At 65.9% G+C, this 23,429-nt stretch carries 21 protein-coding genes; 13 read left to right on the forward strand and 8 right to left on the reverse strand.

All coding sequences use genetic code 11. From position 1 onward, the window contains the following. Positions 1–37 precede the first annotated feature (37 nt). Positions 38–1,144: an ABC transporter permease gene (locus tag AC6CHP_RS08580; protein ID WP_498229170.1), complete on the reverse strand. Its 1,107-nt coding sequence runs from the start codon at positions 1,142–1,144 to the stop codon at positions 38–40. 168 nt (positions 1,145–1,312) lie between these two features. On the opposite strand from AC6CHP_RS08580, the gene AC6CHP_RS08585 reads away from it, so the two are divergent. From AC6CHP_RS08585 to AC6CHP_RS08595, 3 genes are all read left to right on the forward strand, one after another. Then, the gene (locus tag AC6CHP_RS08585) at positions 1,313–2,698 is read left to right on the forward strand and encodes a sensor histidine kinase (RefSeq protein WP_498229172.1); all 1,386 of its coding nucleotides are present in this window, start codon (positions 1,313–1,315) and stop codon (positions 2,696–2,698) included. After that, on the forward strand, positions 2,691–3,350 hold the full coding sequence (locus AC6CHP_RS08590) for a response regulator (RefSeq protein WP_498229174.1): 660 nt from the start codon (positions 2,691–2,693) through the stop codon (positions 3,348–3,350). The genes AC6CHP_RS08585 and AC6CHP_RS08590 overlap by 8 nt, the downstream gene beginning before the upstream one ends. Before the next feature lie 67 nt (positions 3,351–3,417). After that, positions 3,418–3,882, forward strand: a complete 465-nt coding sequence (locus AC6CHP_RS08595) for a pyridoxamine 5'-phosphate oxidase family protein (RefSeq protein ID WP_498229176.1) — start codon at positions 3,418–3,420, stop codon at positions 3,880–3,882. 109 nt (positions 3,883–3,991) lie between these two features. Here AC6CHP_RS08595 and AC6CHP_RS08600 read toward each other — a convergent pair whose 3' ends face one another. Beyond that, positions 3,992–5,203 (reverse strand): rhamnogalacturonan acetylesterase, encoded by a 1,212-nt coding sequence (locus AC6CHP_RS08600; protein ID WP_498229178.1) that lies wholly within the window; start codon positions 5,201–5,203, stop codon positions 3,992–3,994. 387 nt (positions 5,204–5,590) lie between these two features. Between AC6CHP_RS08600 and AC6CHP_RS08605 the strand changes: the two genes are divergently transcribed. After that, positions 5,591–6,640, forward strand: coding sequence for a glycosyltransferase family 2 protein (locus tag AC6CHP_RS08605; RefSeq protein ID WP_188731402.1), 1,050 nt, complete (start codon positions 5,591–5,593; stop codon positions 6,638–6,640). Positions 6,641–6,645: 5 nt separating this feature from the next. Further along, positions 6,646–6,810 carry a hypothetical protein gene (locus AC6CHP_RS08610; protein WP_174175030.1) on the forward strand — a complete coding sequence of 55 codons (165 nt, stop codon included), beginning with the start codon at positions 6,646–6,648 and terminating at the stop codon, positions 6,808–6,810. A 112-nt stretch (positions 6,811–6,922) separates the two neighbouring features. On the opposite strand, the gene AC6CHP_RS08615 is transcribed toward AC6CHP_RS08610, so the two are convergent. Next, complete coding sequence (locus AC6CHP_RS08615; protein WP_427115946.1) at positions 6,923–8,014, reverse strand: LamG domain-containing protein; 1,092 nt, start codon at positions 8,012–8,014, stop codon at positions 6,923–6,925. Between the two features lie 333 nt (positions 8,015–8,347). Between AC6CHP_RS08615 and AC6CHP_RS08620 the strand changes: the two genes are divergently transcribed. The 3 genes from AC6CHP_RS08620 to AC6CHP_RS08630 all read left to right on the forward strand — a co-directional run bounded on the left by AC6CHP_RS08620 (position 8,348) and on the right by AC6CHP_RS08630 (position 9,933). Continuing rightward, the gene (locus AC6CHP_RS08620; RefSeq protein WP_377195808.1) at positions 8,348–9,181 is read left to right on the forward strand and encodes a response regulator transcription factor; all 834 of its coding nucleotides are present in this window, start codon (positions 8,348–8,350) and stop codon (positions 9,179–9,181) included. Positions 9,182–9,251: 70 nt separating this feature from the next. Further along, positions 9,252–9,671 carry a YkvA family protein gene (locus AC6CHP_RS08625; RefSeq protein WP_498229181.1) on the forward strand — a complete coding sequence of 140 codons (420 nt, stop codon included), beginning with the start codon at positions 9,252–9,254 and terminating at the stop codon, positions 9,669–9,671. A 73-nt stretch (positions 9,672–9,744) separates the two neighbouring features. After that, entirely contained in the window at positions 9,745–9,933 is a 189-nt protein-coding gene (locus AC6CHP_RS08630) for a hypothetical protein (protein ID WP_377195807.1), read from the forward strand. 19 nt (positions 9,934–9,952) lie between these two features. On the opposite strand, the gene AC6CHP_RS08635 is transcribed toward AC6CHP_RS08630, so the two are convergent. Further along, positions 9,953–10,978 (reverse strand): LacI family DNA-binding transcriptional regulator, encoded by a 1,026-nt coding sequence (locus AC6CHP_RS08635; protein ID WP_498229183.1) that lies wholly within the window; start codon positions 10,976–10,978, stop codon positions 9,953–9,955. Between the two features lie 178 nt (positions 10,979–11,156). Between AC6CHP_RS08635 and AC6CHP_RS08640 the strand changes: the two genes are divergently transcribed. Beyond that, the gene (locus tag AC6CHP_RS08640) at positions 11,157–12,092 is read left to right on the forward strand and encodes a dihydrodipicolinate synthase family protein (RefSeq protein ID WP_066279417.1); all 936 of its coding nucleotides are present in this window, start codon (positions 11,157–11,159) and stop codon (positions 12,090–12,092) included. A gap of 120 nt (positions 12,093–12,212) precedes the next feature. After that, positions 12,213–13,511, forward strand: a complete 1,299-nt coding sequence (locus AC6CHP_RS08645) for an Nramp family divalent metal transporter (protein WP_188731412.1) — start codon at positions 12,213–12,215, stop codon at positions 13,509–13,511. A 288-nt stretch (positions 13,512–13,799) separates the two neighbouring features. Here AC6CHP_RS08645 and AC6CHP_RS08650 read toward each other — a convergent pair whose 3' ends face one another. The 4 genes from AC6CHP_RS08650 to AC6CHP_RS08665 form a co-directional block, all read right to left on the reverse strand. Then, the gene (locus tag AC6CHP_RS08650; protein ID WP_498229186.1) at positions 13,800–14,447 is read right to left on the reverse strand and encodes a TetR/AcrR family transcriptional regulator; all 648 of its coding nucleotides are present in this window, start codon (positions 14,445–14,447) and stop codon (positions 13,800–13,802) included. A gap of 16 nt (positions 14,448–14,463) precedes the next feature. Next, the gene (locus tag AC6CHP_RS08655; RefSeq protein WP_498229188.1) at positions 14,464–15,759 is read right to left on the reverse strand and encodes an ABC transporter permease; all 1,296 of its coding nucleotides are present in this window, start codon (positions 15,757–15,759) and stop codon (positions 14,464–14,466) included. Then, positions 15,756–16,460: an ABC transporter ATP-binding protein gene (locus tag AC6CHP_RS08660; RefSeq protein WP_498229190.1), complete on the reverse strand. Its 705-nt coding sequence runs from the start codon at positions 16,458–16,460 to the stop codon at positions 15,756–15,758. The genes AC6CHP_RS08655 and AC6CHP_RS08660 overlap by 4 nt, the downstream gene beginning before the upstream one ends. A gap of 130 nt (positions 16,461–16,590) precedes the next feature. After that, a complete protein-coding gene (locus AC6CHP_RS08665; protein WP_498229303.1) occupies positions 16,591–17,232 on the reverse strand; it encodes a DNA alkylation repair protein in 642 nt (213 codons plus the stop codon). A 171-nt stretch (positions 17,233–17,403) separates the two neighbouring features. Between AC6CHP_RS08665 and AC6CHP_RS08670 the strand changes: the two genes are divergently transcribed. Genes AC6CHP_RS08670 through narJ form a run of 3 tightly spaced genes read left to right on the forward strand, consistent with a single transcriptional unit; the run spans position 17,404 to position 23,428 of the window. Continuing rightward, entirely contained in the window at positions 17,404–21,117 is a 3,714-nt protein-coding gene (locus AC6CHP_RS08670; protein ID WP_498229192.1) for a nitrate reductase subunit alpha, read from the forward strand. Beyond that, positions 21,117–22,811 carry a nitrate reductase subunit beta gene (narH, locus tag AC6CHP_RS08675; RefSeq protein ID WP_498229194.1) on the forward strand — a complete coding sequence of 565 codons (1,695 nt, stop codon included), beginning with the start codon at positions 21,117–21,119 and terminating at the stop codon, positions 22,809–22,811. The genes AC6CHP_RS08670 and narH overlap by 1 nt, the downstream gene beginning before the upstream one ends. Continuing rightward, positions 22,808–23,428: a nitrate reductase molybdenum cofactor assembly chaperone gene (narJ, locus tag AC6CHP_RS08680; RefSeq protein ID WP_498229196.1), complete on the forward strand. Its 621-nt coding sequence runs from the start codon at positions 22,808–22,810 to the stop codon at positions 23,426–23,428. The genes narH and narJ overlap by 4 nt, the downstream gene beginning before the upstream one ends. Position 23,429 lies beyond the last annotated feature (1 nt).

Consider the following 23,429-nt stretch of genomic DNA (forward strand, 5'->3'; position numbering starts at 1 on the left):
CCCTTTCACAGGATTGGAGTTTGGGGAGGTTGGGGTGTCAGTTCCCGCCGAGGGCCAGCAGGGCGTCGACTTTGGTGACGCGGCGGACAGCCAGCGCTGCCCCGGCCAGGCCCAGGGCAACAATCCCGACGACGGGAAGCAGCGTGGTGGCAGGGCTGAGGAGGAAGGGGGCCGCCTGGGCGGCAAGCAGGCCGGCCGCGACGCCGATAACCCCGCCCAGGCCGGCGCCGGCCACTAGGACGATTGCCGCCTGCGTGATGGCATCGCGCAGGATGTACGCCCCCGGCGCTCCCATGGCTTTCAGGACGGCGATGTCGCGGGTCCGCTGGATGGTCCACACGGTCAGGAACGCCACGATCACCAGGGATGAGATGCCGTAGAGGAAGACCTGCATCAGGGTCAGCGAGCCGTTCTCGCTCTTGAACGAGCCCAGCGCCTGGAAGGACTCCGTCCGGGAGGCACTGACCGTATTCGCCGCGGCATTCGCGGCAGCCTCGTCCAATGCCGTTCCGTCCTGGTAGGTGACGGCAATAACAGTGGCAACCTGGCCGCCGTCGGACACGTGGGCCAGCCCGGACCAGGACGGAAGCGCCGTCCACACGACGCTTGTATGGGCGTACCACTGGTCCTCAACAACCGCGGCCACAGCAAGTTCCACCCCGCTGATGCTCAGTGCGTCGCCCTGCTCCAGGGACAGGGCTTCGGCCACGGAGGCGCCCACCACAGCGGTGCCGGCGGCTACGTCCACGGGCGCCAGCCCGCTGCCGGGCGCCACCCCGAACACGGCCACATTGGTGGTGCCCGAGCCGGCGCCCGCACCCTGGGCCCGGGTCTGGGTGATCCCCACCGGCTCGGCAGCGCGGACACCCGGCCGGTTCCGCCAGCTCTCCGCCTGGGCGGCCGTCACGGAGCTTTCGGTGAAGGAGGCTTTAGGGGTGTTGGAGCCGGGTGCGCCGAACACCACGGTGTCCACGGGCGCGCCGGCGGCAGCCCCCAGCTTTCCGATCGCGGAGGTTGACTGTTCAGCCAGCCCGGCGGTCAGGCCGGACAGCATCACGAGGAGCAGGGTGATCAGGGCCACCACGCCGCCCATCATGGCGAACCTCCCCTTGGCGAAACGGATGTCGCGGATTGCCAGAAACACGTTGTTCTTCTCTCGGTTGGTTCCGGTGGATAAGGTCTCCATCCACTGTCCCGGCAGCCCGCCCGCGGTCCATCGGGCGGGCAGTTGATCTGCCAGGGATGAAAGGTGGAACCCGGGGTCAACCTTTTGATTGACCCCCCGCCGGCCGGGCGCGCATAAGCTGGTGGCATGTCCGCCACCCCTGCCCTGCACTCTTCCGGCGGACCCGGCGCCCACGCACCCAAGGACCCCCTGAGCGCAGTGGAATCGGCGTCCTCGGAAGCGATCCTGCGGGTGCTGAGGGTGACGCTCCACACCGGGTTCGCAGCCCTGCTGGTAGTGGGCGTGGTCCGGCTGCTGGCACCCGGCTCCCGGGACTCCTTCCCTTTCCTGTGGGCGGGCCTGGCGCTTGTCCTGGCGGCGGTGTACCTCACCGGGACCGTCCTGGAACACCGCCATGCCGCGGGCCGGATCCGGTTCAATCCCCGCCGCTACGGCCTCCAGTGGCTGGTGGCCGTGACAGCGCTTTGGGTCCTCCTGCTGGTGGGGAGCGCCGACTTTGCCTGGCTGGCGTTCCCCCTGTTCTTCCTCCACCTGCACCTGCTGCCGCGGCGGGCCGCGCTGCTGACCATCGCACTGATGACCGCCGCGGTCATCGCCTCCCAATGGTCCGCCAGCGGTGACCCCGTTCCGCACGCGGCCGCCGTCGTCGGCCCGCTGTTTGGCGCCGCCTTCGCCGTCATCACCGGCCTTGCGTACGTTGCGCTGTACCGGGAGGCGGAGAACCAGCGGCAGGCCGCGGATGAACTGCGCCGCACCCGCCAGGAACTGGCGGCGTCCCAGCACGAGGCCGGGGTGCTGGCGGAACGGGAGCGGCTGGCCCGGGAAATCCACGACACCCTGGCGCAGGGCCTCTCCAGCATCGTGCTGCTTGCACGGGCTGCGGAGCAGTCGCTGGCCCACGGGGATCCGGTAACCGCAGCGTCGCGGGTGGCGCTGATGCAGCAGACGGCTGCAGGCAACCTGGCCGAAGCCCGGAGCTTTGTCCGCGGCCTCTCCTCCCCGCAGCTGCACGACACAACGCTGGTGGAGGCCCTGCGCCGGCTCTGTGAGGAGACCGAACGGAGCGCAGCGGCCGGGGGAGCCGCGCTCCGCTGCCGGCTGGAGGTGGACGGGGAGCCGGCCGAACTGCCTCAACCGCACCAGGTGGCGCTGCTCCGCGCGGCCCAGGCGAGCCTCGCCAACGTCCGCGACCATGCCAACGCCGGCAACGCCGTGGTCACGCTCACCTTCCTTGGCACGGAAGTCACCATGGACATTTACGACGACGGCGTGGGCTTTGACCCTGACCTCACCGCCGGGGCAGGGGCTGCTGGGGCAGGAACCGCCGGGACAGGAACAGCCAGTAAGGGGCACGACGGCGGCGCTGACGGCGGCGGATTCGGCCTCCGTTCGCTGCGGGAAAGGGTAGAAGCCCTCAGCGGTTCCCTGGAGTTGGAGACCGCCCAGGGCGAAGGAACCGTGGTGGCCATCCGCCTGCCGCTCGATCATGCCGGGGGAGACGTCCGTGACTGACGTGCGTGTCCTGCTGGTGGACGACCATCCGGTGGTCCGCGCCGGGCTGAGGGCCATGCTGACCGAGTTTGACGGCATCACCATCGCCGCGGAGGCTGCGGACGGGAAAGCCGCCCTGAAGGAACTCTCGCGCCTGGCGGTCCTGGGCGAAGCCGTGGATGTGGTGCTGATGGACCTGCAGATGGGTGCGGGCATGGACGGGGTGGCGGCCACCGCCGCGATCCGGAAGCTCGCTGCGCCCCCGCCCGTCCTCATCCTGACCACCTACGACACCGACGCCGATATCCTCTCTGCCGTGGAGGCCGGCGCCAGCGGCTACATGCTCAAGGACGCCCCTCCGGAGCAGATCCGGCAGGCCGTGTTCGCTGCGGCGGCGGGGGAGACTGTCCTGGCACCGCGGGCCGCCGCCCTGCTCATGAACCGCATCACCAACCCGGGCACCTCACTCACCCCGCGGGAGGTCCAGTTGCTGGAACTCCTGGCCACAGGGCTGTCCAACCGCGCCATCGCCAAACAGGTGTTCATCTCGGAGGCCACGGTCAAGACGCACCTGGTCCACATCTACGGGAAGCTTGGCGTGGACAACAGGACGGCTGCCATCGCGGCCGCCACCCGGCGCCGGATCATCCGTCCACCCGGGCAGGCAGGCTGAGTGGCCCTCAGCGCACGGGAAGGAAGACCCTACTCCTGCCGGTTCCCGGAGGCCTAGACTTCGGGCCATGGAGAACTCACCCTCGGGACCCAAAACTGAAATCCTGCCCGAGGAGGAATGCTGGAAATACCTGCGTTCCTCCTACATCGGCAGGCTGGCAGTCATTAACGGAACCACCCCGGAAATCTTCCCCGTGAACTTTGTGCCCGCTGAAGGGGCCCTGTTCTTCAGGACCGCCCCCGGCACCAAGCTGTACTCCCTGCTTGCAGGAACCCTTGTGGCCCTGGAGGCAGACGGGTTGAACGCGTACAGCACGGAAGTGTGGAGCGTGGTGGTCAAAGGGATACCCGAGCCCGTGGCAGACGGCAATGTGCCCCTGGAACTGTCCGATCCGGATCGTGAACCGTGGGAGTCCGGCCTCAAGGAGCACCTCATCCGGATCAATCCCACGGAAGTCACCGGCCGCAGGTTCCACGTCCGGGCGCGGACCCGGTGGTGGCCGCCGCAGGATTTCTCCGCTGACTGGATCTAGGAACCCTGGATCCAGGGGCCCAGATCGGGAGGCCCTTGTCCAGGAACCCAGATCGGGAGGCCCTGCTTCAGGGACTTTGCTCTAGGGACCTTGCTATAGAAACCTTGCTCTAGAGACCCTGGCGGGACAGGTCCTCGGCCACCAGCCGCGCCAGTTCTGAGGCCCCGGCCCGGTTGGGGTGCAGCGTGTCTCCCGTCATGAACAGTGCCAGGGTGGCGTCCGGGCCAATCTCGGTGAAGTAGGCGGACGCCAGGACGTTCAGGTCAACCAGGTGGACGCCTTCCTCCTCCGCCAGGGCAACCGTTGAGTTGCGGTACCAGCGGTTGACCGAGGTGTGCACACCGTCCACGAAGTCCGTGGCGCGGCCCTGCGGGGTGACCAGCACCGGCGTCGCACCGGTGGCAGCCACCTGGCGGACCATGTCACGCATGATCTCCTTGAACTCCGCCTCGGTGGTGGCGTTCTTGGCTGCCGTGTCGTTGATGCCCATTTCCAGCAGGAACAGGTCGCCCGGCTTGATGTACTGGAGGATGGCTTCGAGCTGGCCGTCATTGCGGAATCCGCGGGCAATCTGTCCGCCGGTGGCCATGTTCCGGATGTCGAACGCCGCCGGGTCAACGTACTGGGGCAGCATCTGGCCCCAGCCTCCCTGGATGCTGTTTTCCAGGGGATAGTAGCTGGCCACGGTTGAGTCCCCGCCCACCCAGATGGTGGGGTCCATCTCCGGGTGGCGTGAGACCTTGTCGACCTCCAGCGAGCTCAGGGTAAAGGACGTGCCAACCTTGCCCTCCGTAACCAGGAGGTTCAGCTGGCCGTCAGTAACAGGAATTTCAAAGGAGGCCGTGGCGCCGTTTCCGGTCAGGTTCATCTCCTGGAACACGCCTTCGGCCGCGATGCTGGCCCGGGAGGTGTCGCCTAGGGTGACGGTGACCTTGTAAAGGCCTTCCTTCAGGTCCACGTTGAACGTGTTGGCGCTCTTGGTCCCGAACTGGAGGAAACGTACGGCATCGCTTCCGGCTCCGGCGCCCTTGGCGGAAACGTTGGCCATGTGCTCCGGGGTGTTGAAGCCATAGCGGGTTTCGGGGCTGTAGGCATCGGTGGCGCCAACTCCTGTGTACCCGTGCTCCACAGGCCCGTTCCCGAAGTCGAAGCGGTAACTGCTGGGTTCGGCGTAGGCGGCCGGCGCGGTAACGGCCACGCCGGCCCCACCCAGCAGGGCTGCTGCGGCGAGGCCGGCGGCCAAGGATTTCCTGGCCGACCCGCCATGGGTGGGTGAAGAACCTGGGTTGTTCGATGTTCGGGCAGCAGCGGTCACTGTCATCTCCTTTGATGAGGACTAGGGTTTGTATCGTTTCAGCACGCGTGTTACACAAGTTGTAACAGCGCTCGCTGTGAGCAGTCAAGAGTTTTTGTGCGTTTCTTGTGCGCTTCTGCTTCTTCTTGTGAACCCCTGGGCGGGGCGCTTGCTGACATCGGGGACACTGGTGCCCGCCCTCAACCTCAGTGCTAACGCATCCTGAGCTTGAGGTGCGTGCGGCCATCTTGATTGAAGCTTGCAGTTTTGTTGCCGCTTCTGTGCAAGCGATTTGAGTTGGCGTTGAAACACTCAGAGCCAATAGAACTTCAAATGGCTTCAGCGGGGAAAAATGTGCGCGGCGTCGCAATTGCAGGCATCATTCATGCTTGAGCTTTTGGCAGGGGAAACCCTGTGATCACGGTCATCATCCCGGCCCACAACGAGGCCGCCGGAATCGGCGGGACCCTTTTGTCCCTGCAAAACCAGACAATTACCCCGGACCGGGTAATTGTGGTTGCAGACAATTGCACCGATGAAACGGAAGCTATTTCCCTGGCGGCCGGCGCCGAGGTGGTGTCGACCGTTGGGAACACGGACAAGAAGGCCGGTGCCCTCAACTTCGTGCTCGCTGATCTGCTGCCGGAGGCTGCGCCCGAGGACATGGTTCTGGTGCAGGACGCCGATTCGCAGCTCTCACGGGACTTCATTGAGCGCTCGGTGAGGCATCTCACGGCTGATTCGCGGCTGGGTGCCGTGGGTGGTGTCTTCCGGGGAGGGGACGGCGGTGGATTCGTTGGCCACCTGCAGAGGAATGAATACGCCCGGTACGCCAGGGACGTGCGGCGGCTGCACGGCAAATGCCTTGTAGTCACCGGCACGGCCGCCCTGTTCCGGGTCCGGACGCTCCGCGACGTTTCAACGGCCAGGCTGGACGGCACGCTCCCTCCCGGCAACGGCAGGGGCGGCGTCTACGACACGTCGGTCCTGACGGAGGACAACGAGCTGTCCTTCGCCCTGCTGACGCTGAAGTACCGGATCAAATCCCCCGCCGATTGCACCCTGGTCACAGAGGTCATGCCCACCTGGCGGGAACTCTGGGCGCAGCGCCTGCGGTGGAAGCGCGGGGCGGTGGAGAACTGCGTCCAGTACGGCTGGACGCGGGTCACCAGGCCCTATTGGGGGAGGCAGGTTCTTTCGGTGGCGGGTGTCCTGGTGACGCTTGGCTATCTCAGCACGGTGGCGGTTGCACTGGGCACGGGGGCAGGGCTGCACATCCAGCCGTTCTGGCTTGCCGTGACCGGTGTCTTCGTGATCGAACGGGTGGTGACGGTGCGGCTCCGGGGATGGAAGTACATGCTCGCGGCCGCCACCATGTACGAGCTGGTGATCGACCTTTTCCTGCAGTTGGTTCACGCGAAGGCGTACACAGACGCAGCCTTTAACAGAAAGAAAGCCTGGTAAGAACCATGTATAACAATCCAGCAGTTCCCGCAGCAGCCGGAGCCGGTTCCGGAACCCTCGCAATGACCGGCGCGGGGGACGTGTTCTGGTTCGCCCTTGCAGCCTTTGCGCTCCTTGCGCTGGGCCTGGCCATCAAGAGGATCGTCCCCGTCCGCGGTACCAAGGCCTAGGCATTAGGCGGTCCCGGGGCTCAGCCCAGGGAAAAACGCAGGGCGTCCGCACGGGCGCCCTGCGTTTCCCATGCCGGGCACGGTGGCAGGTTTGCCAGGTAGTCCAAGCGGGTCAGGTCACCACGCTGACCATATTGGAGCAGCCCGCGGCATCGCACACTTTGTAGGACGTGGTTTTTCCACCCTTGATTTTGTTGACGTAGGAGCCTGAATTGGGCACGGACTTTTGTGTCCCGTTGATCCACAGGGTGACGCTGGTGCCGGTGGCCCCTGTCCACGCCAAGGTGGTAGTGCTGATGGACTTTGCCTTGGTGGTGGCGGCACTCAGCTTGATGGCCGAGACAGGTTCCGCGGGCGCTGGACCGGAAGCGGCGACGAAGGAGAAATCCCTGATCACCACGCTTTCCGGTTTTACATGCGCAGGATCCCCGCCGCCGCCCCCGGTGACCCAGAGGTTGAAGTGGACCTGTTCCTGGGCCGGCACCGGGACAGTGGCCCCTTCCAGGACGGTGCGCTTCAGCAGGCTCCCGGCGAATCCCTCGCCGGCGAAGGATTCGAACGTGATCTTCCCCGGCTCCCACACCATCCGGTGGGTGGTGATCGGGTCCGGCGTGACATCGAAGACCGTGGTGTTGTTACCCTCGCCGGGAGGCTTGGTGGCATCAAACCAGTAGCCGTGGCCCTGGGTCACAGGCCAGGATTGCCCGTACGCGGCGCCGCCGCCCCACGCGGAGGCCTCACAGAGATCGATTTCGTTGTATCCCGGTTCGGCCAGGGGATCGTAGGTGAACAGGCAGCCCCACACCACCTCTTTCTGCAGAGTTTCCAGGTTCTTTTCCACGGTGGTGCTGTAGGTCCCGTAGCCGAACCCTTTCCGCGTGGACTGGAACTCGGCTCCCACAGGGGCATCGCCGGTGGGATTAGTCAGGTTCATCGTGATGTGGCCATTGGCGTCCGGGTTGCTGACGTTCGCGGCTGCGAAGGCCTTGTTGTACTGCGGGGCGCCGCCCCAGAACCGTTTCTCCCAGTTGAATCCCTTCCAGGCGAAGTTGCCTGAGGGCCCCGGATTGGGATCCATCGGCGTGGTGTCCGCTGCCTGGGCGGGCGGCACGCAGGCAAGCATTGCGACGGCGGCCGCTGCCAGCATTGCCAGCGGTGTGGTCCGGCGCTTGGGATGTGAGACAAAAAAGCGAAAGTCAGCCATGAAACGCCCCTTTTCGGTTGCTCCCAGCGAGCAATTGCGCCCCTGAGGAGCACAGGTTGATCTTCAGCCAGGAACTCTGCAGAAGGCAATAGCTCAACGGACTTAATTTTTAGTGAGGCAAATCTCAGTAAATACGCAATATTTGCCAAAGCTCAAGAACTGCTCAATTTAGACGAAGCAAATAAGCCCACTTGCAATTCCTTGGGCTAGGCTCATAGCGGTCCCACGGTGCGGAATAATAAAAGCAATCCATATTGCCCGTTTCTCCGAATGTTCCTTGAATGTGCCTGAGGAAAACCTGGGCGCAAAATGAAGTGAAGCTTGGGGGAGTGCATGGTGGAGCGCGGTGTTGCCGTGGTGGTGGAAGACGACGACGACATCAGGACAACGCTGACGGAAGTGCTGCAGCAGTCGGGGTTCGCCGTCCATTCCACAGCCTCGGGCGTTGCAGGCGTGGATGCCGTCCGTGAACACAACCCGGACATCGTCACCATGGATGTTGGCCTTCCGGACTTCGACGGCATTGAGGCGTCCCGGCGGATCCGGACGTTCAGCGACGCCTACCTCATCATCGTCAGTGGCAGGGTGGACGAAGCCGATACCCTGATGGGGTTCGAGGCCGGCGCGGACGACTATCTCACCAAACCCTTCCGCCCCCGCGAACTGCGTGCGCGGATTGCGGCCATGCTCCGGCGGCCGCGGACCCTGCGGGAGGCGCCGGCGGAGCGGCCGCTTCCGCCGCGAAGAGGCGAACGGCTCTCACCGGCGCAGGCCCCGCACGGTGATCTTCACGGGCCGCACGAGGGGCCGGAGGGTGAAGCGGGTTCGCCTCCGGCGCCGGGCTGCTGCGATTTCGCCCACCGGGGACTGACCCTCCATGAGGCGTCCCGCCAGGCGTCGATCAATGGGGAGCCCGTGGACCTGACGCGCACCCAGTTCGACATCCTCTTGGTCCTGATGGAGAACGGGCGGACCGTCCAGACCAAGGCGGACCTGGTGCGGCGGCTCCGCAACGAGCCGTACAACACCGGATCCTTTGTCACCGCCGGGGAAGAACGCGCCGTCGAGGTCCATCTGGGCAACCTGCGCAAGCGCCTGGGTGACAGCTCGCAGAATCCACGCTGGGTAGAGACCGTCCGCGGTGTGGGCTACCGGATGACGCCGTAGCAGCAGACTTCCTTGGCGTACCCTCAGTCAGTAGCCGGCGTCCACCACCGGCCCTGTGGAAGAGGCGGAAATGACCTGGAAAACCGTCGCCGGGGTTGCGGCCGGCCTGCTGCTGGCGTACGCCGTGCTCCTTGTGCTCCTGTGGATCTACGCGCGGCGCCACCCCGAGACCGTCACCATGAAGGACGCGCTGCGCCTGCTCCCGGACCTGCTCCGGATGGTCCGGAGGCTGGCCGCTGACCGGACGCTGGCCGCCGGTGTGCGGGTGCGGCTGGTGCTGCTGCTCGCCTACCTGCTCCTGCCCATCGACCTGGTGCCGGACTTTGTTCCGGTGATCGGCTACGCGGATGACGCCGTGATCGTGGCGCTGGTGCTGCGTTCGGTGCTCAAACGGGCGGGTCCCGGGGCGCTTGAGCGGCACTGGCCCGGAAGCCCCGCGGGACTGGAGATCATCCTCCGCGCGGCGGCGCCGGTCCGCCGTCGGCCTTAAATTCTTTTGCTGTATCCGCGCCTTTCCTGGCGGGGGCTGTTAGCGTGAAGGACCGGCCAATGAAGGAGGAGCGATGACTGTCAACTCACCAGATTCACTGCCTGAGGATGATCCGCAGGAGGGTACGGCCACTGCGCAGGGAAAGGGCGACGGCGGTGTTCCCGGCCAGAAGGATGGCGTGGGGATCGGTGCGGATGCCGAACCCAACACCTTTGAGCCCGAAGAGGATCCGGACGCCACGGAAGCGCCGGAGACTGATTAGGGCTTGACGCCCGCAGCGTTCATTTACCGTTGCCATGGACACGCGGTGCGCCGCTTGATTCGCGGGGGATGAGCGAAGGCATTGACTTCCGGACCTGCGGTTCCGCACCCGGCTCAACGATGAGGTCGATCGCCGTCCTCGCGATCTGGTCCAAAGGCACGTGGACGGACGTCAGTGGAGTGGGGAGCCTGGCCGCCAGGGGCGTGTCGTTGTACCCCACCAGCGCCAGGTCCTCCCCAATCTTCAGTTCGTGCCTGTGGGCCGCGGCCATGATCCCCATGGCAATGTTGTCGTTCGCCGCAAAGACGGCTGTGGGGCGGTTATCCCGACCCAGAAGTGCCTCGCCGGCGCTGAATCCATTTTCGATGCCGTAGCCCCCGGTGATGATCCACTCCTCGCGGGCCGTGAGCCGCGCTTCGCCCAGGGCCCTGCGTGCCCCGGCCAGGCGGGCGATTCCTGTTGACGTGAATGTCGGCCCGGTGACCACGGCAATGTCGCTGTGTCCCAGGTCGACGAGGTGCCGGACCGCGAGGTAGCCTCCCACCTCATCGTCTCCGAGGGCCGAGGGGCTGACTCCGTCGGTGCGGAGCACCAGCGCGTGCGCCACCTTGCGCTCACGCAGCCGGCGTGGAAGTTCGTCGTCGAGCCTTGCCGTTGCCAGGATCAGCCCGTCCACGTTCCGGTCCAGCAGCGTCTCTGCCGCGCGGCGCTCGTCGTTGGGGTCATCCCCGCTGGTGGCCACCATGGCGAAATATCCGCGCGAGGACGCTGCCCGCTCCAGTTCTTCGAACATGAGCGCCATGACAGTGTCGCTCAGGCGGGGAACAAGGACGCCCAGCGTCCTGGTTTCGCCCCGGCGGAGGCCGGAGGCGAAGGAGTTCCGGCGGTAGCCGAGCTCCTCGGCGACCTTCCTGACATGCGCCGCCGCGGCAGACCGCGAAGCTGTCCGCTCGTCCAGTGCGCGGCTGGCCGTGGAAATGCTGACGCCGCTGGCTGCAGCAACATCCCTGAGCGTGACGATCGAGCCGGATGCCACGGGTTCCATGACGGTTCTCCTCTTCTGCAGCAAGCGTGTACAGACACTCTATTCCCACTTTCTGCAAACGTTCTCTTGACAGTGAGCTGCGACACGCGTCACAATGAAAACGTTCCCGCAAACGTTCTCACAAGGAGAAGAAACACTGGCGGGACTGCCGACCATCAATGAAGACAGAGGTAGTGAAATGACCATCGATCTCCGCGGGCTGGTTCCCGCCCCCGTCACCCCGTTCAACCGCGACGGCAGCGTCGACGTCGACGCCATCCACCGGCTGGGAGGCTGGCTGGCAAGCGTCGAAGGCGTCAAGGGCCTGGTGGTCCTGGGCCATGCCGGTGAGGGCACCTTCCTCACCCAGGACGAACAGGCCCTGGTGATCCGCGAATTCAAGAACGCCGTGAACGGCGAGATCCCGATCATCGCCGGCATCACCGGCGAAGGAAACACCGTCGCAGCCCTCGAGGCCAAGCGCGCAGTGGAGGCGGGCGCGTCCGCCGGCCTGGTCTACCCCTCGCACGGCTGGCTCCGGTTCGGGTACCAGAAGGGCGCGCCCCAGACCCGGTACAAGGAAATCTACGAGACGTCCGGCCTGCCGCTGATCCTTTTCCAGTACCCGGACGCCACCAAGGCCACCTACGACCTGGAAACCCAACTGGAGATCGCCGGCCAGGAAGGTGTGTTCGCCACCAAGAACGGCGTCCGCAACATGAAGCGCTGGGACACGGAGATTCCCGTGCTCCGCGCCACCTATCCGGACCTGCAGATCCTTACCTGCCATGACGAGTACCTGCTGCACACCATGTTCGACGTCGACGGCGCCCTGGTGGGCTATGGCGGACTCGCACCCGAACCGCTGGTAGAGCTGATCGCGGCAGGCAAGGCCAAGGACTACCCGGCCGCCCGTGCCATCCATGACCGCCTGCTGCCCGTGACCAAGAACGTGTACCACCGCGGTTCACACATGGAGGGCACGGTGGCGCTCAAGGAGGGCCTCGTTGCCCGCGGCATCCTGGAGCACGCCACGGTCCGGCCCCCGCTGCTTCCGCTCGCTGAAGGCGCCGGCGCAGAGATCGCCCTTGCCCTGAAGTCCGCAAACCTCGGCAGCGTCACGGCCACTGTCTGATCCTTCTTCCGGATCCTTACGGGGTGGCGGGCCCACCGCCCGCCACCCGGTCCCCGCTTTTACTCTCCACCCGGTCAACGACGACCCACAGCACTGCAGCTGTAGAAGGAGGACTCGCAGATGCGCGAGCACAATAGGACCATCATCCATCCCGGACAGATGGAGCAGCAGATGGCCGCCCCGCACGTACACCCCGCGCCCGCCGGAACGGGAAAGCGCCGAACCTTCCTCGGCTACCTGGCCCTGATGGGCCCGGCGTTTGTGGTGGGCGCCTGGCAGTTCGGCCCCGGAAACCTGACCACCGCCGTCCAGGCCGGCAGCCGTTTCGACTACAGCCTCGTCTGGGTCATCGCGGTCTCCACCATCCTCATGATCTTCTTCACGGACATGAGCGTCCGGCTCGGAATCGTCACCCCGACCTCGCTGATCACCTCCATCAAGGAGCATCTCGGCAAGCCTGTGGGCATCCTCGCAGGCTTCGGTGTCTTCGGCATCACGCTGATGTTCTCGGTGGGCAACGCTGTTGGCTCCGGACTCGGCCTGTCCCTGGTGTTCGGCGGCTCCCCGGTGGTCTGGACGGTCGTCTGCACGGCCGCCGTCGGATTTGTCCTGGCGTTCCGCAATGTCTACGGCCTGGTGGAAAAGGCCCTGCTGGTCATCGTGGTCCTTATGGGGATCGCCTTCATCGCCAGTACCGTCGTGGCCCAGCCGGACTGGTACCGGTCCATGGAAGGCATGGTTCCGTCCCTTCCGCCCGGAAGCGAAATCCTCATCGTGGCACTGGTGGGAACCAACTTCTCCATCAACGCTGCGTTCTACACCTCGTACGGCATCAAGGAACATCGCCGCACCCGCGCCGACTACCGGGACATCACCCTCGCCGACACCATTCCGGGGATCATCGCCCCAGGCATCATGACAACGCTGGTCATCCTGGTGGCCGCGTCCGTGCTGGGCAAGACCGGCGCCGAGGCGGGAACCATCAACGCCCTGGCCTCCGTTTTCGCACCCCTGGCCGGTCCGGTCGGATCCATGCTGTTTGCCCTGGGCCTCTCCGGTGCCGCCTTCTCCTCAATGATCGCCAACGCCACGGCCGGGGGCACCATGCTCTCCGATGCCATGGGCCGCGGCACCCATGCCGGATCACCGGCAGCACGCATCGTCACGGGGATGATCCTCGCTTTCGGGCTGATCATCACCCTCTCCTTCCAGTCCTCCCCGGTGGGACTGATCGTCATCGCCCAGTCCCTCACCGTGCTCATCGCCCCGCTGCTGGGCGTGCTGATCCTCGTCATGGCCAACAGGTCATCGCTGATGGGAGAGCTCCGCAACCGCTGGTGGCAGAACGTCTTCGGCGCCATCGGCCTGATCGCGATCGTGGCCTCATCCATCCGCCTCATCACGCTCCTCATCGGCTAGGACGGCCAGGACCACCCAGCAGCAGTGCCCCCGCCGTCCTCCGGCTGGGGCACTGCTGCTTGTGTAGGGCGCGGCGTGTGGAGGTGCTGCGAGTGGCAGCAACTGCATGTGGACACACTGCTCGAACGGGCCCTGCTCAATGTTTAATCAAGATTTGCGGCAACCCTGCGAAATGGACGTTCGGGGCAGAGCAGGCGGCTGTAAGTTCTATCTGTTTCCACGTTATTCCCCAACACGGAAGCACAGGGAGCCCCCGCGCTCGAGCCAGACTCGCGCGGGGGCTCCGCCTCATGTGGCAGGTTCCCCTGCCGGAGCAGCGGGGAGCAGCTTCTGGAGCGCCCCGGCGAGGAGCTGCGCCGTCCCGGCATCCGGGTGCCCCGGATTGCTGCTGCTCTGCTGTTCAAGGGTGAACCGGAGTATCCCCGGAACGAGGTGGGCTATCACGGCGCTCTGGGTCCGGGTTTCCTCCGGAGGTTCAGCTGCGGGCGCGGAGCGGCGCAGCCGGAGATAGAGGACGTCCTTCAACTCCTCGTACACGTCGGAAAGCCGTTCAATCTCCTTCTGCATCAGGGCCGGAGTGCGGCTGATAATGCCCATCCGGTCTGCAGCCAGGGCCCTGTCGTCGGTGCCCACCGGAGCGAGGGTCGCCAGGAGATCGAGGATTCCAGCCAGCAGATCAGGTGAGTCCGAGGCCAGGAACTCCCGTACGCGCCGTTCATCCAGCCTGCCGGGTTCGGCCCCGAGGATCGCCTGGTCCTTTGTCTTGAAGTAGTTGAAGAACGTCCGCTGTGAGACACCGCTGGCAGCGCAGATCATGTCCACTGTGACGGCCTGGAAGCCGTGCTCCTGGACCAGGGCCACGGCGCTCCGCTCAATGGTGAGCGCCGTCGCGGCCTGCTTGCGCTGGCGCAGGCCGGGTTCCCGCTGGTCTGTCATGCGTGGTTCCTGCCTCTTATTCGTAGCGAAGGGAGTCGATGGGGTTCTTCCTGGCAGCCCTGCTCGCCGGCAGGGTCCCGGAGATAAAGGCAATAGCCATGATGAGCAGCATAATGCCCATGATGGCGCCCGGCTCGAAGAGGAGGATGTTCAGCCCGGGCAGGGAGGACAGCGGTCCCGCGGACAGCGCCGCGTTCAGCGCGCTGCCTGCCAGCACCGCCGCCGCGACCCCGATCAGGCTGCCGAGGAAGCCGATGAAGGCAGCTTCGAGGCTGAAGAGTGCGAAGATTTTGCCGGCCCGCATACCCATGGCTTTCATGAGCCCAATTTCACGGGTGCGTTCCTGCACGCTCATCAGCAGGGTGTTGACAATGCCGAAGGCCGCGGCCACCAGGGCGACGATGGCGAAGGCGTTGAGTACGCCGATGATCCCGTCAATGACCGTTTTGATGACGCCCAGCTGGTCCTGGATGGTCTGGGCCGCAAAACCGGCATCCGCCACACTTTCCTGGAGGTCGCTTACCTGGGCGCTTGAAAGGGCCGGATCGAAGTAGGCGACGGCGAGGGGGTACCGGGCGGGGCCGGTGTCGATGCCGGCGCTTTGCGCTTCGGCCAGGGCTGACACCATGGCAGGGTTGGCCCCGCCGCCGGAGGACAGCAGGCTCTCCTGGGAGATTCCGACGACGGTTCCGTCCACCTGGTGCCGCGCACCGAGCACGTCCGTGATGCCCAGTTGGACCACCGCGCCGACGGCGTCCTGGGCGTCGGCGAGCCGCAGCGCGTCTACATAGTCGGCGGGAAGGACCAGTTCGCGCGTCCCGGAGGACTCAGAGAGCTGAGTGCCGGCGAGGAGGTCTGCCCGGGTGATCGAGGATGTTGGATTGACGCTGAGCTCGAATTGCCCGCCGCCGTTGTACTGCACAAAGTCAACAGCCACCGCCTGGACAGGTTCAACCCGGGAAATGCCGCTTATCCCTGCGAGTTTTTCCAGGTCAGCCTCCGTCAACGGGTCGCTTTGCCCGGCCCCGGGGAGGGCGGGGCCACCCGTGGCGGACGATGCGCTGGATGTCCTCGGGTCATAGGCGCGGGGGCCTTCCGTTGTCTCCTCGGCGGTCCTGGTGACAATGAAAACGTCATCGGCTCCCAGTGACGCCACCTGTTTGGTGACGTAGTCCGTGACCCCCGCACCCACCGCCGTCGTCAGCGTCAGGGTGAACGCCCCGATGAACAGGGCCAGCACTGTCAGCGTGGTGCGGAGCTTGCTGCGCAGGGTGTTGCGGGCAGCGGACCCGACCAGATCGGCGGCTTTCATGCGGCACCCACTCCCGCCCCGGAGGGAACAACCACGCCGTCGCGGATGAAGACCTGGCGGTCGCAGCGGGCGGCGAGATCCTCGTCATGGGTGACGATGACCAGGGTAATGCCGCGGTCCCGGTTCAACTGGAAGAGGGCGTCTTCAACAATTGCTCCTGTTGCGCTGTCCAGGTTGCCGGTTGGTTCGTCGGCAAAGATGACCGTTGGCTCGTTGATGAGGGCTCGGCTGATCACCACCCTTTGCTTCTGTCCTCCCGAGAGGTCATTGGCGTTGCTTGCGGCCTTGTCCTCGAGTTCGAACTGCCGCAGCACGGCCAGGGCGCGTTCCCTGCGTGCCCTGGGGGACACCCCTGCGATCTTCAGTGGAAGGGTCACGTTGTCCATGACGCTGGTCCCCGGCGTCAGGAAGAACTGCTGGAAAACGAACCCGAACTCCTTGTTGCGGAGCTCGCTGGCCTTCTTCGGCGGCAGTGCCAGGGCGTCGCGGCCGTTGAAGGAGAGGCTGCCGGAATCCGGCGTGTCCAGCAGCGCGATGATGTGCATCAGGGTGGACTTGCCGGACCCGCTCTTCCCGACGACGGCTACGCATTCCCCTGGCGCCACCTGGAGCGTGACGTCCTTGAGGGCGTGGAACGTGCTGGATCCCTTGCCGTAGCTCTTGCTGATGTTCCTGGCGTCAATGACCAGCGGGGAGGTCATTCCGGGCGCCTTGAAAAGCCTGACATATCGTTCTCCTGTCAATAAAAAGTGCAGTAACTGCAATTTAGCATGCAGTGACTGTAATTTTCTAGAGTAGGAGGTATCAGGGGCTCAGCGGACCACCCGGACGTCAGCCATCTTTCCGGCGGACCATCTCGTTGATCCACGCGGGGGCGAAGGGGGACGTGCAGCCCGGGGATGTGGGATAGTCCTTGAGCACCTCCAGGCGCTCGCCGATCTCCAGTGCCCGCGCCCGATGCCCCGCGTGGTGGATCCCGATCTGGGCGAGGCAGGTGTTCAAGGCCCACTGCAGCCGGTCCGGGGCGTTCTTCATCTCCGCTTCGATGACGTCCAGCAGCCCCGGAAGGTCCAGGCCCTCGGGCGCTTTGGCCACGCGCTCGCTGGTCAGGGCCCAGCCGGCAGCGGCTACCACGGGATCCGGGTCGGCCAGCCAGGCCACGCGCAGGTCTTCGGCGTGCGGGCCCTTCTTCACCACGTAGTTCACCAGCCAGTCCTGCACCTTGGCCGCGCGCGCCTCGCGCAGCATGGCATCCAGCTCATCCCGCCCGAAGGCCTTGGGCCGGCAGACAATGAGCGCCAGCAGCCTGGCCGCCGTATCACCGGTGGCCCACAGCTCGCGGGCAAGGTCCTGCTGGGTCTTCAGCCGCTTGGCGATGGCGCGGAGCTTGCTGAGGTTCACGCCATGGTCATCGCCGTGCCGCTCGTTCACCTCGCGTGCCCTCGGGTCCTCGAGCTCCGCCAGTTCGGCCATCAGCTCCGCCACCGTTGTTCCTGTCAATGCTGTCCCGGCCACCGCTTGTCTCCCTGTTCGTCGCCTGCGGTTTTCAGCCTACGGCAGCCCGAAACCTAGTCCCGCCCCACCTAAAGCGCAACCAGTCGAAAGACCCTACTCGCCCGCCGGAGCCGCACCTACCGTGGCAGCATGGCTGAGGAGCGTTTTGTCCCGGGGGTAGACGGAGCAGCATCGGATGCAATGCTGAAGGTGGGCAGGTTCTTCACGAAGTGGGACCAGACCGACGACGGCAGGGCAGTCTTCCGGGAGGGCGGCCGCAAGGGGGACATCTTCTACCGCGACAGGTGGAGCCACGACAAAGTGGTCCGCTCCACCCACGGCGTGAACTGCACCGGGTCCTGCTCCTGGAAGGTGTACGTCAAGGACGGCATCATCACCTGGGAATCCCAGCAGACCGACTACCCCTCTGTGGGGCCGGACAGTCCCGAATACGAACCACGAGGCTGCCCCCGCGGGGCGGCCTTTTCCTGGTACACCTACTCGCCCACCCGGGTCCGCTTTCCCTACGCCCGCGGGGTCCTCGTGGAGATGTACCGAGAGGCGAAGGCCCGGCTCGGCGACCCCGTGCTCGCCTTCGCCGAGATCGCCGCGGACCCGGACAAGCGGCGCCGCTACCAGCAGGCCCGCGGCAAGGGCGGCCTGGTCCGGGTGTCCTGGCAGGAGGCCATTGAAATTGCCGCCGCCGCGCACGTGAACACCATCAAGACCTACGGCCCGGACCGCTGCGCCGGCTTCTCGCCCATCCCGGCGATGTCCATGGTTTCGCACGCGGTGGGCACCCGCTTCATCCAGCTCATCGGCGGCGTGATGACCTCCTTCTACGACTGGTACGCGGACCTTCCCGTCGCAAGCCCGCAGGTGTTCGGGGACCAGACGGACGTGCCCGAATCCGGCGACTGGTGGGACGCGCGCTACCTCATGATGTGGGGCTCCAACGTTCCCGTCACCCGTACCCCGGATGCCCACTGGATGGCCGAGGTGCGCTACCGCGGCACCAAGGTGGTCACCGTCAGCCCCGACTACGCGGACAACACCAAGTTCGCGGACGAGTGGCTCCCCGCCCAGGCCGGAACCGACGCGGCGCTGGCCATGGCCATGGGCCACGTGACGCTCAAGGAATTCTTCGTGGACCGGCAGGTGCCGTTCTTCACGGACTACGTGAAGCAGTACACGGACCTGCCATTCCTGGTCAGGCTGGAAAAGCGCGACGACGGCACCCTCACGCCGTCGAAATTCCTCACCGCCGGTGACCTCCCGGGAGAGTCCGGGGCTGAGGACGCTGCCTTCCGCACCGTCCTGTTCGACAAAAAGGCGGGCCGTCCCGCCGTCCCGAACGGTTCCATGGGGTTCCGCTACTCCGGCAGCGGCGAGGGCAAGTGGAACCTGGACCTCGAGGGGATGGAACCGGCGCTTTCGCTGCGGGAGGTCTCGGGGGAAAGCGCCGAAATCCTGCTCCCGTGCTTCGAGCAGGCGGACGGCACCGGCAGCGTGCTCCGGCGCGGCGTGCCCGTCATCGAAGTGGAAGGCCAGCTGGTCACCACCGTGTTCGACCTCATGCTCGCGCAGTACGGCGTGGCCCGGGAAGGCCTCCCCGGGGACTGGGCCGCAGGGTACGATGACGCCGCCACCCCCTACACCCCGGCCTGGCAGGAGGAGATCACGTCCGTTCCCGCCCAGGCCTGCATCCGCGTGGCCCGCGAGTTCGCCCTCAACGCCGAGCAGTCCAAGGGCCGCTCCATGATCATCATGGGCGCCGGTATCTGCCAGTGGTTCCACGGCGACACCACGTACCGGGCCATCCTGGCGCTGGTGATGCTGACCGGCTGCATGGGCCGGAACGGGGGCGGCTGGGCGCACTACGTGGGGCAGGAGAAGACGCGCCCCATCACTGGCTGGGTGTCGCTGGCGAACGCCCTGGACTGGTCCCGGCCGCCGCGCACCATGATCGGCACCGGGTACTGGTACATGCACACGGACCAGTGGCGCCAGGATGGATATTCCGCGGATGCGCTGAAGTCCCCGCTGTCCACCGGCGCCCTTGACGGCCTGCACACCGCGGACGCAATCGCCCAGTCTGCCCGGCTTGGATGGATGCCGTTCTACCCGCAGTTCGACCGCAACCCGCTGGACCTCGCAGATGAGGCGGAGGCCGCCGTCGCCGCCGGAACCGCCAAGGACACCCCCACCTACATCGCGGACGCACTCAAGAACCGGACCCTGAACCCGGCCATCGAGGATGTGGATGCCCCGGAGAACTGGCCGCGCACCCTGGTCCTGTGGCGCTCCAACCTCTTTGGGTCCTCGGCCAAGGGCAACGAGTACTTCCTGCGGAACCTGCTGGGCACCCACAACAACGTTATGGGGGAGGACCATGCGGAGGGGCTCAAGCCCACGCACGTGAAATGGCACGAGCAGGCGCCGGAAGGGAAGCTGGACCTGCTGGTCTCCGCCGACTTCCGGATGACCTCCACCACCCTGCTGTCCGACGTCGTGTTCCCCGCCGCCACCTGGTACGAGAAACACGACCTGTCCTCCACGGACATGCACCCGTTCGTGCACGCGTTCACCCCGGCCATCGACCCGCCCTGGGAAACCAAGACCGACTTTGACACCTTCCACCTGCTGGCCCGCGAGTTTTCGAAGATGGCCAAGACCCACCTGGGCGTGAGGCGCGACCTTGTGAGTGTGCCGCTGCAGCATGACACCCCGGGCCAGCTGGCCCAGCCCGGCGGGACGGTCCGGGACTGGCGGGAGACGGACATCCCCGCCGTTCCCGGGCAGAACATGCCCGTCTTTTCCGTGGTGGAGCGGGACTATACAACCATCGCGGACAAACTGGCCGCCGTCGGGCCCCTTGCGGACAAGCTGGGATTCACCGTCAAGAACATCACCTACAAACTCGAGGGGCCGCTGAATCGGCTCAGCCACTCGAACGGCGTGATGCTCGGCGGCGCCGCGGACGGCCGCCCGGCCATGGACACCGACGCCAAGATGGCGGAGGCCATCCTGGCCTTCTCCGGCACCACCAACGGCGCACTGTCCGTACAGGGCTTCAAGGACCTGGAAGTCCGGACCGGGCGGAAGCTGGCAGACCTGTCCGAGGGGTCCGAGGAAAAGTTCATCACGTTCGCCCAGACCCAGGCGGCCCCGGTGCCGGTGATCACGTCGCCGGAATGGTCCGGTTCGGAGACGGGCGGCCGCCGCTACGCCCCGTTCACCATCAACATCGAACGACTCAAGCCCTTCCATACCCTCACCGGCCGCATGCACTTCTTCCTGGACCACGACTGGATCACGGACATCGGGGAGGCGCTGCCCATCTACCGGCCGCCGCTGGACATGCACCGGCTGTTCGGCGAACCCAAACTGGGCCCGAACGGTCAGCTGGAGGTGGTGGTCCGGTACCTGACGCCGCACTCCAAGTGGTCCATCCACTCCGAATACCAGGACAACCTGCTGATGCTCTCACTCTCCCGCGGCGGACCCACCGTCTGGATGAGCCCGGCTGACGCCGACTCCATCCAGGTCCGGGACAACGACTGGGTGGAATGCCTGAACATCAACGGCGTCCTGGTGGCACGGGCCATCGTCAGCCACCGGATGCCCTCCGGTGTGGTGTACGTCCACCATGCCCAGGAGCGCACCATCGATGTCCCGAAGTCTGAGGCCACCGGCCGGCGCGGCGGTATTCACAACTCGGTGACCAGGCTGCTGGTGAAACCCTCGCACCTGATCGGCGGCTACGCCCAGTTGGCATACGCGTTCAACTACCTCGGCCCCACCGGAAACCAGCGCGACATGGTGGCCACGGTCCGCCGCCGCTCACAGGAGGTGCAGTACTGATGCGAGTCATGGCTCAAATGGGCATGGTGATGAACCTGGACAAGTGCATCGGCTGCCACACGTGTTCGGTCACCTGCAAGCAGGCGTGGACCAACCGGGCGGGCACCGAATACGTCTGGTTCAATAACGTGGAAACGCGTCCCGGGCAGGGGTACCCGCGCCGCTATGAGGACCAGGACAAATGGCGCGGCGGCTGGGATCTCAACAAGCGCGGGAAACTGGTGCTGAAGGCCGGCGGCCGGGTGAAGAAGATGTTCGGGCTGTTCGCCAGCCCGGTCCAGCCCGAGCTCAAGGACTACTACGAGCCGTGGACGTACGACTACAAAACCCTGGTGGACGCGCCCCTGGGCGACGACTTTCCGGTGGCCCGGCCGAAATCCCTGATCACCGGGGAGGACACCAAAGTCACCTGGTCCGCGAACTGGGACGACAACCTGGGCGGCTCTGCGGAACACGGCCACCTGGACCCGCTGGTGGAGAAGGTCCGGCGGGAGTCCGAGGACAAGATCAAGTTCGCGTACGAGCAGACGTTTATGTTCTACCTGCCGCGGATCTGCGAGCACTGCCTGAACCCGTCCTGCATGGCCTCCTGCCCTTCCGGCGCCATCTACAAGCGGGTGGAGGACGGGATTGTGCTGGTGGACCAGGACAAGTGCCGCGGCTGGCGGCAGTGCGTCACCGGCTGCCCGTACAAGAAGATCTACTTCAACCACAAGACCGGCAAGGCCGAGAAGTGCACCTTCTGCTACCCCAGGGTGGAGGTGGGGATTCCCACGGTGTGCTCGGAGACCTGCGTGGGCCGGCTGCGGTACCTGGGGCTGTTTTTGTACGACGCCGATGCGGTCACCGCGGCGGCGTCCGTCACCGACCCGAAGGATCTCTACGACGCCCAGATGGACGTCCTGCTGGACCCGAACGATCCCGCCGTCCAGGCCGAGGCCCGGGCGCAGGACATCCCGGAGGACTGGATCGACGCCGCCAAGCGCTCGCCGGTGTACGCCCTGGCCAAGGTGTACAAGGTGGCCCTGCCGCTGCACCCGGAGTACCGGACCATGCCGATGGTCTGGTACGTGCCGCCGCTCTCCCCGGTGGTGGACCTGCTGCGGGACCAGGGGCACGACGGCGAGGACCACGGCAACCTGTTCGGCGCCATTGATGCCCTGCGGATCCCGGTGGAGTACCTCGCCGAGCTCTTCACCGCCGGGGACGCAGACCGGGTCACCGCGGTGCTGAAGAAGCTGGCGGCCATGCGTGCGTTCATGCGCGGCATCAGCCTGGGCAACGATCCGGACGAGTCCATCGCCGAGGCCGTGGGCATGGACGGGCAGACCATGTACGAGATGTACCGGCTGATGGCCATCGCCAAGTACGACGAGCGGTACGTCATTCCCAAGGCGCACGTGGAGCAGGCGCATGACCTGGAGGAGATGGGGTGTTCGCTGGATTTCGACGGCGGCCCGGGCATGCAGGATTCCTCGCCTTTCGGTGAGGCGAGCGGCAGGCCGGTGCCGGTTGCCGTGGACACCTTCAACGCCCTGCGCGACCGGCAGACCAGCGATGAGGTATCAACGGGAACGAACCTGAAGGGCAGGGTGAACCTGCTGAACTGGGACGGGCGCGGGGCGCCGCCGGGGCTCTTCCCGGACAAGGGGCCCGAACCGGGAACCCTGGCCGCGGCGGAGGACCAGCCGTGAGCCGCCGGGACCAGGTGGTGTACATGGCCGCCGCGTGGTGCCTGTCCTACCCGGACCAGGACCTCCTGGGCAAGATGCCGCTAATGCGCGCCGCGCTCGCGGAGTTCGCGGGCGCCGTCGAACCCTTCGGGGAGGTGCTGGACGCGCTGGAAGCCACGCCGCTGATGGAGGCCCAGGCTCACTACGTGCGGGAGTTCGACCTCAGCCGGCGCCACGCCCTGCATCTGAGCTACTGGACGGACGGTGACACCCGGCGCCGCGGCGAAGTGCTGGGCAGCTTCAAGAAGGCCTACCGGCAAAGCGACATCCTGGTGGACACCCAGGGGGAGCTTCCGGACTACCTGCCCATGGTGCTCGAGTACACCGCGCTGGTGGATTTCGCCGCAGGGCGGGAGCTGCTGATCCGGTACCGGCCAAGCCTGGAGATGCTGAAGTTCGGGCTGCTCCGGGACAAGCTTCCGCACGCCCGGATCCTGGAGGCCATCTGCGCCACACTGCCCGGAAAGTCGCCGGCGGATGAACAGGCCGTGATGCGGATGGCAGGCTACGGGCCGCCCACTGAGGCGGTTGGCCTTGACCCCTACGATCCGCGCCTGCTGCCCGTGAAGGGGGCCTGAC

The organism is Pseudarthrobacter sp. GQ63 (assembly GCF_059758765.1).

What these genes read in the sequence shown, in the direction of transcription:
- AC6CHP_RS08600 (WP_498229178.1), bottom strand. Translation starts at nt 5,203, where the DNA reads ATGACAGTGACCGCTGCTGCCCGAACATCGAACAACCCAGGTTCTTCA.
- AC6CHP_RS08645 (WP_188731412.1), top strand. Translation starts at nt 12,213, where the DNA reads ATGCGCGAGCACAATAGGACCATCATCCATCCCGGACAGATGGAGCAG.
- AC6CHP_RS08655 (WP_498229188.1), bottom strand. Translation starts at nt 15,759, where the DNA reads ATGAAAGCCGCCGATCTGGTCGGGTCCGCTGCCCGCAACACCCTGCGC.
- AC6CHP_RS08625 (WP_498229181.1), top strand. Translation starts at nt 9,252, where the DNA reads ATGACCTGGAAAACCGTCGCCGGGGTTGCGGCCGGCCTGCTGCTGGCG.
- AC6CHP_RS08635 (WP_498229183.1), bottom strand. Translation starts at nt 10,978, where the DNA reads ATGGAACCCGTGGCATCCGGCTCGATCGTCACGCTCAGGGATGTTGCT.
- AC6CHP_RS08665 (WP_498229303.1), bottom strand. Translation starts at nt 17,232, where the DNA reads ATGGCCGAACTGGCGGAGCTCGAGGACCCGAGGGCACGCGAGGTGAAC.
- AC6CHP_RS08615 (WP_427115946.1), bottom strand. Translation starts at nt 8,014, where the DNA reads ATGGCTGACTTTCGCTTTTTTGTCTCACATCCCAAGCGCCGGACCACA.
- AC6CHP_RS08585 (WP_498229172.1), top strand. Translation starts at nt 1,313, where the DNA reads ATGTCCGCCACCCCTGCCCTGCACTCTTCCGGCGGACCCGGCGCCCAC.
- AC6CHP_RS08595 (WP_498229176.1), top strand. Translation starts at nt 3,418, where the DNA reads ATGGAGAACTCACCCTCGGGACCCAAAACTGAAATCCTGCCCGAGGAG.
- AC6CHP_RS08660 (WP_498229190.1), bottom strand. Translation starts at nt 16,460, where the DNA reads ATGACCTCCCCGCTGGTCATTGACGCCAGGAACATCAGCAAGAGCTAC.
- AC6CHP_RS08610 (WP_174175030.1), top strand. Translation starts at nt 6,646, where the DNA reads ATGTATAACAATCCAGCAGTTCCCGCAGCAGCCGGAGCCGGTTCCGGA.
- AC6CHP_RS08620 (WP_377195808.1), top strand. Translation starts at nt 8,348, where the DNA reads ATGGTGGAGCGCGGTGTTGCCGTGGTGGTGGAAGACGACGACGACATC.
- AC6CHP_RS08630 (WP_377195807.1), top strand. Translation starts at nt 9,745, where the DNA reads ATGACTGTCAACTCACCAGATTCACTGCCTGAGGATGATCCGCAGGAG.
- AC6CHP_RS08670 (WP_498229192.1), top strand. Translation starts at nt 17,404, where the DNA reads ATGGCTGAGGAGCGTTTTGTCCCGGGGGTAGACGGAGCAGCATCGGAT.
- AC6CHP_RS08650 (WP_498229186.1), bottom strand. Translation starts at nt 14,447, where the DNA reads ATGACAGACCAGCGGGAACCCGGCCTGCGCCAGCGCAAGCAGGCCGCG.
- narH (WP_498229194.1), top strand. Translation starts at nt 21,117, where the DNA reads ATGCGAGTCATGGCTCAAATGGGCATGGTGATGAACCTGGACAAGTGC.
- AC6CHP_RS08640 (WP_066279417.1), top strand. Translation starts at nt 11,157, where the DNA reads ATGACCATCGATCTCCGCGGGCTGGTTCCCGCCCCCGTCACCCCGTTC.